Origin of the sequence: Actinoplanes sp. NPDC024001 (assembly GCF_040638955.1) — a bacterium.
Lineage (GTDB): Bacteria > Actinomycetota > Actinomycetes > Mycobacteriales > Micromonosporaceae > Actinoplanes.
The window spans coordinates 1-13,225 of the sequence record NZ_JBEZZB010000048.1 but is presented as its reverse complement, the minus strand read 5'-3'; the positions used below and the strand labels follow the sequence as shown (position 1 = coordinate 13,225).

Annotated in this window: 12 protein-coding genes; 7 read left to right on the top strand and 5 right to left on the bottom strand. The window is 67.7% G+C overall.

What is annotated here, in order from left to right:
* Nucleotides 1–185: 185 nt before the first annotated feature.
* The gene (locus AB0F81_RS20190; protein WP_328465716.1) at nucleotides 186–1,421 is read right to left on the bottom strand and encodes a helix-turn-helix domain-containing protein; all 1,236 of its coding nucleotides are present in this window, start codon (nucleotides 1,419–1,421) and stop codon (nucleotides 186–188) included.
* A gap of 188 nt (nucleotides 1,422–1,609) precedes the next feature.
* Here AB0F81_RS20190 and AB0F81_RS20185 point away from each other — a divergent pair, with 188 nt between their 5' ends.
* Both AB0F81_RS20185 and AB0F81_RS20180 read left to right on the top strand, forming a co-directional pair.
* Nucleotides 1,610–2,443, top strand: coding sequence for a hypothetical protein (locus AB0F81_RS20185; RefSeq protein WP_328465714.1), 834 nt, complete (start codon nucleotides 1,610–1,612; stop codon nucleotides 2,441–2,443).
* A 182-nt stretch (nucleotides 2,444–2,625) separates the two neighbouring features.
* Entirely contained in the window at nucleotides 2,626–3,603 is a 978-nt protein-coding gene (locus AB0F81_RS20180; RefSeq protein WP_360199354.1) for a hypothetical protein, read from the top strand.
* Between the two features lie 67 nt (nucleotides 3,604–3,670).
* On the opposite strand, the gene AB0F81_RS20175 is transcribed toward AB0F81_RS20180, so the two are convergent.
* Nucleotides 3,671–4,150, bottom strand: a complete 480-nt coding sequence (locus AB0F81_RS20175) for a hypothetical protein (RefSeq protein ID WP_360199352.1) — start codon at nucleotides 4,148–4,150, stop codon at nucleotides 3,671–3,673.
* Between the two features lie 116 nt (nucleotides 4,151–4,266).
* Here AB0F81_RS20175 and AB0F81_RS20170 point away from each other — a divergent pair, with 116 nt between their 5' ends.
* Together AB0F81_RS20170 and AB0F81_RS20165 are read left to right on the top strand one after the other, a co-directional pair.
* Nucleotides 4,267–5,790, top strand: coding sequence for a hypothetical protein (locus tag AB0F81_RS20170; RefSeq protein ID WP_360199350.1), 1,524 nt, complete (start codon nucleotides 4,267–4,269; stop codon nucleotides 5,788–5,790).
* Nucleotides 5,787–6,584: a hypothetical protein gene (locus AB0F81_RS20165; protein WP_328465706.1), complete on the top strand. Its 798-nt coding sequence runs from the start codon at nucleotides 5,787–5,789 to the stop codon at nucleotides 6,582–6,584. Before AB0F81_RS20170 ends, AB0F81_RS20165 begins: the two co-directional genes overlap by 4 nt.
* 162 nt (nucleotides 6,585–6,746) lie before the next feature.
* Here the strand turns inward: AB0F81_RS20165 and AB0F81_RS20160 are convergent, their stop codons facing one another.
* Nucleotides 6,747–7,040, bottom strand: coding sequence for a hypothetical protein (locus tag AB0F81_RS20160; RefSeq protein ID WP_360199348.1), 294 nt, complete (start codon nucleotides 7,038–7,040; stop codon nucleotides 6,747–6,749).
* 28 nt (nucleotides 7,041–7,068) lie between these two features.
* Here AB0F81_RS20160 and AB0F81_RS20155 point away from each other — a divergent pair, with 28 nt between their 5' ends.
* From AB0F81_RS20155 to AB0F81_RS20145, 3 genes are all read left to right on the top strand, one after another.
* Complete coding sequence (locus AB0F81_RS20155; protein ID WP_360199346.1) at nucleotides 7,069–9,720, top strand: hypothetical protein; 2,652 nt, start codon at nucleotides 7,069–7,071, stop codon at nucleotides 9,718–9,720.
* Nucleotides 9,721–9,890: 170 nt separating this feature from the next.
* Nucleotides 9,891–11,066 (top strand): hypothetical protein, encoded by a 1,176-nt coding sequence (locus AB0F81_RS20150; RefSeq protein ID WP_360199344.1) that lies wholly within the window; start codon nucleotides 9,891–9,893, stop codon nucleotides 11,064–11,066.
* Entirely contained in the window at nucleotides 11,063–12,121 is a 1,059-nt protein-coding gene (locus AB0F81_RS20145; RefSeq protein ID WP_360199342.1) for a Wadjet anti-phage system protein JetD domain-containing protein, read from the top strand. The genes AB0F81_RS20150 and AB0F81_RS20145 overlap by 4 nt, the downstream gene beginning before the upstream one ends.
* A gap of 98 nt (nucleotides 12,122–12,219) precedes the next feature.
* Here the strand turns inward: AB0F81_RS20145 and AB0F81_RS20140 are convergent, their stop codons facing one another.
* Complete coding sequence (locus AB0F81_RS20140; protein WP_360199340.1) at nucleotides 12,220–12,849, bottom strand: hypothetical protein; 630 nt, start codon at nucleotides 12,847–12,849, stop codon at nucleotides 12,220–12,222.
* Nucleotides 12,850–13,029: 180 nt separating this feature from the next.
* Nucleotides 13,030–13,225: hypothetical protein (locus AB0F81_RS20135; protein ID WP_360199338.1), on the bottom strand; the 196-nt coding region annotated here is incomplete at its 5' end.

Genomic DNA, 13,225 nt, shown 5'->3' with positions numbered 1-13,225 from the left:
CCAGCAGGCCAGCGCCTCATGACCGGCGCAGCTCACCGGCATTGCCTCGAACGGAGGTCTTCCGGTCTGCGTCATCATCCGGCGGACCGTACATGCGTCGCCCGCCGCTGGCGCGATGAGCAGAAGCAGGGTCGTCTTGCCTGAAGCCGGACCTCCAGGACGCGGGCAAGGATCCGCGAGCGCTGCTACGCAGGTCCAGATTGATGCACGGCTTGCGGACGGTTCAGCCATCGATTCGTAAGGGACCGCACTGCCCGGGCGCGCGCCGCCCGACTTTCTGCTGCTGCGCCCAGGTCGTGGCCGAAGTACGCGCCGTATGCCGACGTGAGAACACCGCCCGCGGTGATGCAGGTTCCGACGACGCCCGCGATACCGAGAACCGACTCGTTCACGTTGGGCTGCACGACGTCGTGCACCGATATACCGCCGACGGCCGACAACGCTGCCCTGCCATGCGAAGCGACAGAGGCGGACCGACGCAGGTCCGGCCGATCAGGGAAAACGGTCGCAACCAACTGGCTTACGTCGACATCGCGTGCCGTCGCCGACCCGTCGTCGGTGAAACACAACCGCGGTGGCTCGCCGACGGTCTTGATCCCGGCCTCAGCCATCCGGTCGAGCAGCGTGGTCACACGATCGTTCGCGTCGCGCAGGAGATCTGCCGCGACCTTGCGGCTGACCGGCAGCATCCGCGTAACGTTCTCCCGCAGCGCGGCCTCGTCGAGCAGCAGGGCCACTCCACGCAGCAGCCGCAGGTCGGCATCGATGCCGGGCTCGAGAACATGCGCGACGGTGGCAGCTGCTTCGCACGTCGCCTGGCTCAGCGCAGCGTGCGCGGCCAGCGGTATGGTGTCGGGCGCCTCCAGCAGCCGCTGCGCAGCTTGCAGGTGACCGAGGGCGCTCCCGGTCGTCTCGTCCATGAATACCAGCACGTCGTGCCACAGACGACCTCGTTGCCCGGCCGGGTCGTTCGGTGTCACCCGCCGCCAGCGGTCATCGTCGGCCAGGAAGGGCGATCCCGGTTGAGGTGCACGCCGGTACTGCTCGGCTTCGTCCTGTGAAGCAACACGTTCACGTTCCAGCACCCGGACGATGCGGCGCACCACCAACGGCGTCGAGGAATCGGGCGTTTCGACGTCCCGGAACAATCGGTCGAGCGGGATTCCCAGCGCCCCGGCGAGCAAAAACAGCGTCCGGATCGACGGGATCTTCTTCGCATGCTCGACATCGATCAGGTACCGGCGCGAAAGTCCGCTGCGTTCGGCGATCTCGTCGAGGGTCATTCCTGTCGCACGGCGCGCGGCCGCGAAGGCATGCCCGAAAGCCTCCTTCGGGAAGGGAGGCGGCTGACGGATCACCACGTAAGACAATCCGGGCAAACTCTGCGTGTCAGTGATCTGCAGAGCACCGAAGTTGCGCATACTGCTGCCTGTCGGCAGCTTCCAACGGTTCAGTCAGGTTCTGATCATTACGCCCGCATCGTCAACGACCCGGCGAACTGAGTCATCGGCCGCCGACGGACACGACATTCCTTCATCGCCGCGCGGCCGGGGCTGGCTGCGCGTCCCGGAGATCACCGCAGACACTCGTCAACACGTCAGGAGAGAGCATGGAATCCTGCACGGACACCATCCGGTTCAACGGGGAACGGTTCCGCAGCATCCGCCAAGCTCAGTGGGGCGCTTTCTTCGACCACCTACATGTCCTCTACATCTATGGCGTGGTCAGCTATCACCTGCCAGCAGGCCTGGTGTACACACCCCACTTCTGGCTCGTCGGCCAGCGACTCTGGTTTCAAGTCGGGGAAGAGGACCGCCACGACGACGACTTCGGCAGGTGGCGCACGTTCGCGTCCGCGATCCGGTCACGGCCGTACGGAGTCAAGGTCACCTACGCACCCGGCGCCAACGGCCACGACGACCCCTCCGTCATCCTCGACAAGGACTGGCGGCCGCTGGAGAGCCTCTACAGCATCGGCGGCATCCCCGACCCGGCGACGATGACAGCAACCGGACCCTCGCCGGCTTCAGCGTCGATGCAGACCTTAGGAGTCGGCGGCTATCAGTGGACGATCTGCCCGACGTGCACAAAACTCGACGCCGACCGCAACGGTCGCACGAACCATCTGCGGTGCGGACACGGCAACCATCGACGGGCTGAAGATCCCCAGGCCGATCATCCCCGCCTGCTCGACGCCTACCGATTCGCTCAGCGAACCCGCCCAGCACACGCCGTCGGCCGCTGCCTGACCTGCGGCGAAGCAGTCCACCGCGGAGATCTCATTCTGCCAGGCTCCCAGACCGGCCAGCAGGAAGATCATGCTCATTGCCACCTGCCCCGCGCGCACGACCGCAGCGGACCCGGGCAGCCACCTGCACGCCCGACCACCCGGCGGCCACCCGGCGGTCCAGGCCGCGCGGCATCCAGGCACAAGCGGCGATGACATCCGCCCGGGCCGGCAGGCATCACTCGACCATGGCCACCTCCGTAAATGAATCTGCCGGTAAGCGGGAACCGGCAGGGCCATCCAGATGCCGGCATCCAGTGCAGGTCGACCCCGACACCCGGTCACCCGAAAAGGGCATAGGCCATGATTCGGTGCTCTCCAGAGCACCGTTCGCCGGTATGGTGCAGGTCAGCCGCGGCCAATCGCTGGCCCTTCGCCTGATCGGCGTCCCGACGACTCTCGGGGTGACGCCGCCGGACGACCACACCTCCCCAGCCAGGGAATGGCACTCCCCGCCAGGGAATGGCAGATGGTTACCCGAGACAGAAGGCTTTCCATTGAACGACCTACCAGTGCGCTTCACGGGTGTCGATTTCCCCACCATCGTCCACGCCCGGTGGGCGTTGTTCTTCGAGGACCTCCGGATGTCCTGGCAGTTCAGGCCCACGACATTCGCGTTGGGCGGCGGGCACGTCTACGAACCGGACTTCTGGCTGCCGAAGCAGCGCACATGGTTCCAGGTCGGGGATCCGGATTACCTCGACGACGACTTCCGCCAGTGGCAGCAGTTCGCTGCCGCCGCCGACGAGCAGCCGTGCCCGGCACGGGAGCAGTTCACCACCGGGATGAGCTGCCCTCAGCACAGCTCGCACTCCGATCCCCCGCTGCCGGAGGAATGGCAGGCCCGCCGCCTGATCTTCACAACGGGTGGTGCCCCGGACCCTGATCGGATCACACCGACCGGACTGCAATGCTGCGGCCGCCACGGCTCCCTGTACAGCTGGTGGAGCCCGCACTTCGAGTGGACTGCATGCCCCGAGTGCGAACTCGTCGCAGCCGAGGAGAACGGTCGTGTAGATCATCTATCCTGCGGCCATCGCAGTGCCACGGCCCATCGCGCGGATGCGCCGCAACTGCTCGCCGCGTACCGGCTTGCCCGCCAGGTCATTTCCGCGCAGCTCGGCGGGACCTGCGCGCATTGCACAACGCCATTGAACCGAGGCGACCTCGCCGGCGCCGGACGCGCCGTCAAGGGCCGGCGCTGGTACCACGCCGACTGCCTCTTGGCCGCTCGCCGCCGCCGTTACCAGCTTCTGCAGGACCGGACCGAAAACGACGATCCAGACGACAGCACAGGCGAACTACTGGCCGGCTGACGGGCTTCCATCTGTCCTCATCCGCGCAGCAGGCCGCCCCGAAGTCGAAGCCTCGGCCCCCATGGCGTCATGGCAGAGGTCCGGCCAGGCTGCCTACCGCCTCGGCGTAGTAGAGAGACTCATCGAGGTGGAAGGCGATCTGCCGAACGGACCAGGCGCCATCTTGCCGGGCGTCGAGTTCGGCGTCCGAGAGTTGTTGGAGCCGAATAGTGAAGACCTGCGCCAGCCGCGTGAGTCGGCTGTTTGCTTCATCCAGATCCTCGGAGGTGAACGGTGCGAGGTCAGCGGGTGTGGTGATGGCGGATGCGTGCCAGTGATCCGGAATCGTAGGTACGCCAGCGATCAGTGCCTCAATCTGGGCCAGATGGTCGATGAGATGGTCGGTGACGCGCCGGATGGCCTTGTGTGGGCTGTAGACCCGGTCATCCACCACCCGCGGCTCGCCATCCCATCGCGTCCAGGTCCGGGCCAGTTCAAGAACCTTATGGACCATGCCAGTCACCACTTCGGCGGGGTCACGGGCATCGGTCACGGGGGTGTCGGACATCGCGGCTCCATCGTCAGGTTCGGGTGCCGAGATGGTATCGGCGCCGACCGACAGTCTCCGGCTCTTGTGATTCCGAGCCGCCCGGTCCCAGAAGAGGATTCACAGGTGAGACGGTTATGTCAGAGCCTGCCGGTAGGGTGCCGGGCGTGCCACAGCCAGCAACAGATGTCGGGTTCGCGCAGCGCGTGAAAGCGTTAGCGTGCACCGCGCCGCTCCACGACCTCGACAGTCGCAAGACGCAGGTACAGACGGCGGACTTCTCCGTATACCAGATGAGCGAGCTGGCGCTGAACGCCATCGACCTGGTGACCTTGGCGATGGACTTCGACGCTGGTGCGCCGCCGGAGAAGGTCATCACCGACCTCGCCGTCTTTGCCGGCCGGCAGGCCCCGGACCGAAGCGACGCCGAACACGTGCGGGTCGCACGGTGGATCCTGGAGAACCTGCTGAACGTCGGCTCGCTCGACCGGGGCTTCCGTGCCGTGTACGGCATGACCACAGGCGACGGCAGCTACAGCCGCTACGAGTTCGACTTCAAACTCCTGGAAGAAGTGCCCGCCGCGGACGGCAGCATCTTCCTGCGGGCCACGAACGAGGCCGTCAACGTGCTGGTCGGCGCGCTCGAACTCGACATCGAATCCGCACAGATCGCCGCTGACCTTCGGCTCGAGACCCTCATCCGGCGAGGCCGGCTGTCCGACGCCCAAGCCGCAGCGCAAGCCGCCCGGTACCGGACGATCCAATACGGCGAAAAACTGCGGCAGCGGCTCGAAGCGACCGAACGTGACGTGCGAACGGTGGACTGGCTTACCGAGATGCCGGAGTTCATTGCCGAGGCGGTCGAGCACATCGCCGCCCGGTACAAGGCGGAGAACGCAATCCTCGTCAACATCACTGAAGTTCGCGACACCGCCGACACCGCGCCGCGCAAGCTGCAGGCCGCGCAACTGGTAGAAGTCGTGCGGGACTGCCTGCGCCGGCACGAGCAGCTTCAGGCGGCATTGCAGGGCGCCGGCCGGCGGTTCCGCGCCCAGCAGGACCGGCAGACGTTCGCGCCGGGCAGCGCGGTCGCGGCGCTCGACCTGCACGCACAGCTGCTAGTCCCGGTGCTCACCCTCGCGGTCACCGACGCCGACGAAGCTCTGAACGCCTACTTCGCCCGCAGCACCGGCGTGAACGTGCCACCAGCGGTGCGGCTGCTGGACCTGTTCACCGCTCTGGTGACCCCACCACCGGAACGAGAGCTACTCGGCGGGGAACTCGACGAACCGGAAATCGACGAGGTGCCAGACGAGCCTCCGTTTCCCGCCGAGTGCTACGACCTGCTCGACGACCTGCTCGACCTGGACGTCGACGCGCCACGGCGGCTGTCCGGGCTGCTGGAGGAGGCGCGGACGCTGCACCCGGACCTTCCAGGCCTGGTCGTCGTCCGGGTCGTCGCGCTGGCCGCGCAGGAGATCAACCCGGCTCTGCGGCACAAGCAGCCGACTGTGTTCATCGCCGTGGACGACGGCACCACGCTGGACGACCCGGAGTTCGGCGGCGCCGACCTGATCGTCGCCCGCGCCGCCATCGAGCCGGTGCCGGCCGGCGACCATGCCGGCGTTGCCATGTCTGTCTCGGAAGGGGTTCCCGTATGACGACGACCGCGCAGCTGACAGCGGACGCCGCCCGTCTGGTCACCTACGGACTGCGGCCCAAGCTGGTCCCGGCCCGCGACGACACGTACCGCGACCTGGTGACGCGGGCCCGCACCGACGACGAGTTCGCCGCAACGGTCCAGGCCGTCGCGACCGGCATGGACCTGGTCGTGATGGAGATCAGCGACCGGGCCGGGATCGTGGTCGCCTCGACCGAGGAGAGCATCTTCGCCGTCAGGATGACCGAGTACGCCCGCCGGACCGGCGGGGAAGGCAGAGCCTCCGAACGGGTCCTGCACGCCCTTGCCCATCTGGGTGCGGCAACGATGGCCTTCCCGCGGCCGGCGGATCTGGGCAACGAAACGTACCTGGGGCGGATCACCGTCGAGGGGGTTGAAGCGTTCGTGCGGGAAGCCGCCAGCCGGCTGGCTGAGGCCGCCGCCCAGAACGATGCCGCGGACACGGTGGCCGGCGAGCCGGGCCTGGAGGCGGTGTGGCGGGTGTACACCCGCCGCAAGCAGACCGGCAGCACCGGCGACGGCCGGAAACTGTCCACCAGCACGACCGGGATCACCAACAAGGCACTGATGTTCTTGGCCGATCAAGGACTGCTGGTGCGGACCGGAGACGAACGCGGCGGCACGTTCCGGACCACGCCGCGGTACCGCACCCAGGTACGCGAGGCCGGTGTGGTCATGTTCGACGAGCTGCTGCGTCTCGGGATCACCGAGATCAGCGACGGCACCGCCACCATCGCGGTCGGCTGGACACCCGAGTCGCTGACCGGGCTGTAGAGGAGCCAGAAGAAACATGTACGAGCTCAACCGCATCCGGCTGTTCGGCGTAGGACCGCGTGGCGCCCGGTACACCGACGTCACCCTGGACCTCTCCGGTGTCGGCGCCAGCGTCGGCGGGCAGACCGCCCTGTTCGGGGCACCGGTCCGCCGGCCCAGCCCTTACAGCCTGCTGCTGCTCGAGAACGGCGGCGGGAAAAGCGTGCTGCTGAAGCTGCTGTTCTCGGTCGTGCTGCCCGGCAAACGCAACACGGTCGGCGGCTCGGCCGCCGTCATGGACAAGTTCGTCGTCGGTGACGACGCCGCGCACGTGGTTTTGGAATGGATGAACGTGCGCACCGGTGACCGGGTCATCACCGGCAAGACACTGCAACGCAAGCGCGGCGGCTCGGCCGCGGAGAAACTCGCCGAGCACTGGTGGTCGCTGCGCCCGCACCCGGGCGTCGAGATCGGCACCCTGCCGTTCACCACCGACGGCCGCCGGATGCGCCTGGACGGGTTCCGCGACACGTTGCAGGAGATCGACCGGACCGCACCGGTGACACAGCTGACGTGGGTCGGCTCCGAGGTCGGCGGTTGGGCGGCGCATCTGCGGTCGATAGGCATCGAACCGGACCTGTTCAGCATCCAGCGGCGGATGAACGCCGACGAGGGCGACGCAGCGACCGCGTTCAAGTTCAAGTCCAGCCGCGAGTTCGTCGAATGGCTGCTCAAGGTCGTCCTCGACCCGCAGGACGCGGTCAGCGTCGCCGAAAACTTCGACAGCTACGCCCGCACCGTCGGTGACCGGCAGGCGATGCTGCTTGAACGGGACTTCGCCGACGGCGCCGTCGGATCCCTGCGGCCTGTCGGCGCGGCGCACGACCGGCACCGTGCCTCCCGTCTGGCCCGGGAGACCGCCGAATCCGAAGGCCTTGCTCTGCTGCGACGGGTTCGTGCCCGGGAGGCGGCTGAAGCCGACGCGACCGCCCGGCTGCGGGAACTCGCGAACGAAGCCAGCGCGGCCGCCACGTCACGGGAAACGGACCGGGACCGGGCCCGGGACGTCGTCAACGAGATCGGCCGTCAGACCCTCGTCCTCGAACATGCGGCAGCCATCGAAGAGCAGCGGCAGGCGACCGCCGACCGCGACGGGGCTGACGCCGATCTGCGCGCCTGGGACCTCGCAGGCCTCCTTGAACGGAAGACTGCGGCCAACGTGTTGGCCGCCCGGTTCGCCGAAGAGATCGTCCAGGCCGAAGAGACGGCCCTCCCGGCGCTGCAGGCCCGGGACCGGGCGGCCGGTGACTTGTTGAGGAAACTGAGCGCCGAGGTCGCCGCCGCCCGCACCGAACAAAGCAAGCTCACTACCCTGTCCGCGGAACTTCTCGACCGCGCCCGCGAGATTGATGGTGAGCGAACCCAGACGATGCGGGACGCGGAACGGTGGCGCTCCGAGCAGTCGGCGATCAACACCCAGGTCACCGAAAGCCGACAACACGTGGAAGCCGCGGTCGCCGAAGGGCTGCTCACCGCCGGGCAGCCGGTCGGGCAGGCTGCCGCAGACGCACAAGAGGCGGCGGTAGCCGCCGCCGTCAAACTCAAGGACCTGGAGCACGCAGCCCGCGACGCGCAGGCCGCTGTCCGCGAAACCGGAAAGCAGGCGCAGGCCGCCCACAACGAGCTGGTCGCCACCCGTGGCCGGCACGCCGACGCAGCCCGGAACCTGCAGACGATCGTCGACCGGACCGTGCCACTGACCAGCGACGAGGTCGTCCGGGCGGCCCTGTCCACCGACACCGTCGACGTCGACCAACTCGACGAGCACATCGACAACCTGATCGGGCAGCTGCATGACGACGCGGCGTTGCGGGAACAACACCTCGACGAGCTGCGCGCGGCACACCGCGACGATCAGCGGCTGCTCAACGCCCTCGGTGACGGCGGTTTCCTGCCACCACGCACCGAGGTCGAGGCCAGCATTCAAGCCCTGCAGGCGGCGGGAATCAGCGCGCACCCAGGCTGGCGGTACCTGGCCGACAGCGTCGCCGCCGGCGAGCGTGACGAGATCATCACCGCTCACCCGCACCTCGCCGACGGTGTCATCATTGTCGACCCTGACGCGCTGCCGGCGGCCCGCGACATCCTGACCGCCGCCAGGCTGCTCCCCGCCGCCGCAGTAGCCGTCGGCACCGGTGAGCGGATGCTGACTGTCACCGGTGGCACCGACGCCCGTGGGCTGTTCGTGATCGAACCGAACCCGGCCCTGTTCGACCCGGAAGCCGCCGAACAACGCCGTGAGCAGCTTCGCGAAGCAATGAGTGCGCGCGGCACCGAGATCCAGAACGGTGCCGCCGCCCTGGCCCACCTCCGGACAGTGTCGACCGACCTGGTCGCCTGGCGCCGCGACTGCCCTCCCGGGCGGCTGGCTGAGCTCCGCGAGGACCTCGCCTGCCGGGAAACAGAGCTTGCCACAGCCACCGAAGCCGACAAAACGTCCCGGGAGGCGGCGGAAACCGCCGAAACCGCCGTCACCCGCATCGACGGTGAACTGACCGAGCTGCGCACACTTGAACGAGGTGCCGCTGACCGGTCCGCTACCCTGGCTCGGCTCGCCCAGGCTGTCGCCGCCGTCGACAAGCAGAAGCAGCGGCTGCCCGAACTCGCCGCGTGGATCAACCTCGCAGACCAAACCGAACGTGAACTGACCGAGAAACGCGACCAGGCGCAACATCAGGCGAGCGAGGCGGCCCGAGCCGCCGACCGGGCCGCCGACCGCGCCGAACGTCACCGCACCGAAATGCGCGGCATCGTCACTTCCACCGGCGAACACGCCACGCAGATCCCCGAAACCCCGGTCGGTGAGCTGCGGTCCGCATACCAAGCCGCCGCGGCCACCTACGCCGCCGTCGAAGTCGGCCAGGACATGCGTGCCGCCGCCGATGCCGCCGAGAACGAAGCCGCCCGGCTACGCGCGGAAGTCAGCCGCCAGGACACCACCGACATCGACCGTGCCCAGCAGCTGCTCGCCACCCCCGACGGTGCCGACGAAACCGGACGACAAGCCGCGATCGCCAGAACAAACGGGAACGGGAACGGTTCAACAGCGCCGTCACCGCAGCGAACACCAAGGTCGGCGAACTCAGCAGCGAGTTGAAAGCCGCTACACCTGAGAAGAGCACCACCTGGATCCACCTGCCCGACAACCGGCGTCCCACCAGCGTCGACCACGGCCGGCAGCTGCTGATCGCCGCAACCGCCGACCATCACAGCGCCCAGCAACGACATGAGGAAGCTGTCGCCCACGCCGCCGACCTGGTCAGGAAAGTGAACGAAGCCGGCGAAGCCGCACGCGCGTTCCGGGAGGTTCTTGCACCCCTGACCGCCATCCTCGACAACCCGCCCGTCGACCCCGGCGACGCCACCGAACCGTACGAAGGAACTCCGGACGCTGCCGGCACCGCCACTGGCCGGGTCCAGGACGCGCTACGCACCGCCGCGACGGCCGAACGTGAAAGCCGCAACGACGTGAGCCGGCTCGTCGACGTCGCCGTACGCCACGCCAGCCAGGCCAAGTTCGAAACGATGACGAACGTGTCCCGCCGCGCGATCGTCGCCCTCGACCGTGATCAGCTGGCTGCCCGCGCGGCCGAGTTCGCCACCCAGCTCGAGCAGCGCCTCGCGACGCTCACCACCGACCTCGACACGGCGGGTCAGCACCGCAAACTTATCGTCGATCGGCTCGCCGCCCTCGTCGTCGGCGCCCTCAAGACGTTGCGGACCGCGTCACGGCTGTCGAAACTACCCGCGGGCCTCGGCGAATGGGAGGGCAAGGAGTTCCTGCGGATCAGGTTTCCCGAACCCGACCCGACCCTGCTCGCCGCCCGCGTCGGCGAAGTCATCGACGACATGTCCACCGCTGCCAGCACCCGAACCAGCGCCGGCAGCGCGCCCAAACGTGACGGGATGACACTGCTGCTGCGCAGCATCGAAGCGGCCGTCCCGAAAGGCTTCACCGTCGACATCCTCAAACCCGACGCGGTCCTGCGCGACGAACGCGTACCGATCGAGAACATGAACGAAGTGTTCTCCGGCGGACAGGAGCTCACCGCCGCGATCGTGCTCTACTGCACGATGGCTGCGCTGAGGGCTAACGAACGCGGCCAGATGCGCACCAGGCACTCCGGTGTGCTGTTCCTCGACAACCCGATCGGCAAGGCCAGCGCCGAGTACCTGCTCGAGCTGCAGCAGGGCGTCGCCGCCGCCCTCGGCGTGCAGCTCGTGTACACGACCGGCCTGTCCGACGACCGGGCCCTGGCCGCGTTCCCGCTGTGGGTGCGGATGCGTAATGACGCCGACCTGCGCGCCGGACTCAAACACATTCGCGTCGCCGAAATCGTCCGCCGGCAGCTCCCCGACCCGTTCACCGAGGCCGAGGCGAACCCCGACGACATCGCGCCAGGAACGATCACCGCCACCCGCGTCTTCCGCCGGCCAACATGACCAGCCCCGTCGTCGGCAACTCGCTGACCCCACGCGCCGCACGTCTGGCCGCCGAACTCGAGACATGGGGCCGGCGCACGATCACCCTCGCCGAACTATGGACCCTGTACGCCCGCGCCGACCCGGCGTCGGCAACCCGTCCAACCCGGCGCGCCGACCTCGCCGCCGCCGTCACCGCACTGGCCGCCGCCGGCGTAGTGACCGCGTCGAAGACTCTCGACCGGACCGTCGCTCCCCCGCTGCCGGCCCGGCTCACCCTGCCCCCACCTACCACATCCGTGTCCGCCGCTGCCCTGGCACGATCGGTGCCGTGGCGGCCCGAACTGGCCTGGGCGGCCACCGCACGGCTGACCGTCGGGCAGGTGAGCCTGCTGCAGACCGTCAACACCTGGCTGCGTGATCGCGGCCGCGACACCGACGTCATACCCGTGCGGGAACGCTCGCTGGAACTGTTCGGCTACGAGAAAACCCTCGACACCCTCAGGGGAACCATCCTGTTCGCGGCGGGCCGCCTGACTCTCACCCTGCTGCGTACGTTCCGAGCCCATCCGCCGTTGCCGGTCCGCCGTGTCGGCGACGGCTCGATCCTGCTTGTCGTCGAGAACGCCGACACCTTCGACACCCTCCGCAAAACTCTGAACACCACAACCCACGCCGTCGGGCACATCGCATGGGGTGCCGGTGCTGCGTTCGAAGCGTCCGTGCTCAGCGTCGGTGAACTGCCCGACGTCCACGACATCGCCTACTTCGGCGACCTCGACGCCGACGGCCTGCGCATACCCGCATCCGCTGCCTTGACCGTCGCCAGCGAACACTTGCCGGCCGTACGGCCAGCTCACGGCCTGTACCGGCTGCTCGTCGAACACGGCATCCCGCAACCAGGGCAACCGCCCGTAGACGAGCAGCGGGCAGCCGACCTCGCCGGTTGGCTCGACGATACGGCCGCCAGGCCAGCGCAGGCACTGCTTACCGGCGGATCACGCATCCCGCAGGAAGCAGTGTCAGCCAAACTGCTCACCAGCGTCACCGGCGATTGGCTCGCTGACCTGAGCTAACACTCGATCGACGCAGCAAAGCATGCATCACGGGCGCAGGACACTTCGCAGCTACTGGCATGTAACCGGACGAACGACAGACTCCCACGCCTTAGCGACTACGCCTCGATCGCCTTCCGGATCTGCGCGGTCGGCTTGTACGTCCCGGTCTCGACCCGTTCGATGTGATCGCGAGTCAGCATGCGCTCGAGCGCCTTACGCAACGCGGTCTTCGCTCGGCGTTGCACATCTGCGTCCCACGCCGTGTCCACCAACTCATGAATCAGGTCTTCCACCGGCCACGCACGGCTGCCGTTCTCAACCATCAGCACAGCGACACGGACCGTCCACGGGACGCCAGAGTCCCCCCGAGACAAACTTGGAGTGCGATCCTCTTCCGCTACTTGATCAGACGACTGACGCACATCTGCGGCATCCACACTATCCGGCGCTGAAGGCGACGGTGCCCGGCCAGAACGACGGCGGCCAGATGGTGTCTCGCCAAGAGCTGACCCGAGGCCAGCACGCGTGTCCGTGCTCTGTTTCGGCAGATCAACAACATCGTGCGACCGATCAGCCAGATACTTCTCACGCAACTGCACCAAGAAGGCCATCTTGTCGCGGACTCCGCCGATCCGCTCCTCCAGCGCCGCCTTCTCTGCTGCGAGAAGGTCCAGCTCGCCCGTCAGCTGGTCGATCTCGCCTTGGAGGAAGTCAGGGAGCGCCCTGCTGGTCAACGCATCCGGCATGCGAACACGTTAACCGCCTGTTCCAGTAGACACACCCTCGCACCCGCGATGTCGCGCTAGCGGAGGCACGCCGCGAACCGAAATCACGGTCCATCCCCGCGCCTGCAACAGCGTGACCTGCTCAAACACCATAGACACGACCGGGACGTCCACAAGACACGACCGTTGATCGCCTCAAGCTCAAACCGAACACAACCGATGGGCGTTTTCGTTCGCAGGCAGGTTCTGATGATGGAAACCCGACTGGCCGAGCCGTCCCGCACCGGATTGACCAGTCCCCACATCTGGGCCTGCCCCGTTTTGACGGACATCCAAGATCAGGGGACCTGGGGTCTCCGGGAGGATGTCCAGCATCATGGAGAGTGTGGGAAAGAAG

Excerpts from the sequence above, each read along its gene's own strand:
- AB0F81_RS20190 (WP_328465716.1), bottom strand. The coding sequence starts at position 1,421 with ATGCGCAACTTCGGTGCTCTGCAGATCACTGACACGCAGAGTTTGCCC.
- AB0F81_RS20185 (WP_328465714.1), top strand. The coding sequence starts at position 1,610 with ATGGAATCCTGCACGGACACCATCCGGTTCAACGGGGAACGGTTCCGC.
- AB0F81_RS20180 (WP_360199354.1), top strand. The coding sequence starts at position 2,626 with ATGGTGCAGGTCAGCCGCGGCCAATCGCTGGCCCTTCGCCTGATCGGC.
- AB0F81_RS20175 (WP_360199352.1), bottom strand. The coding sequence starts at position 4,150 with ATGTCCGACACCCCCGTGACCGATGCCCGTGACCCCGCCGAAGTGGTG.
- AB0F81_RS20170 (WP_360199350.1), top strand. The coding sequence starts at position 4,267 with ATGTCAGAGCCTGCCGGTAGGGTGCCGGGCGTGCCACAGCCAGCAACA.
- AB0F81_RS20165 (WP_328465706.1), top strand. The coding sequence starts at position 5,787 with ATGACGACGACCGCGCAGCTGACAGCGGACGCCGCCCGTCTGGTCACC.
- AB0F81_RS20155 (WP_360199346.1), top strand. The coding sequence starts at position 7,069 with ATGCGCCTGGACGGGTTCCGCGACACGTTGCAGGAGATCGACCGGACC.
- AB0F81_RS20145 (WP_360199342.1), top strand. The coding sequence starts at position 11,063 with ATGACCAGCCCCGTCGTCGGCAACTCGCTGACCCCACGCGCCGCACGT.
- AB0F81_RS20140 (WP_360199340.1), bottom strand. The coding sequence starts at position 12,849 with ATGCCGGATGCGTTGACCAGCAGGGCGCTCCCTGACTTCCTCCAAGGC.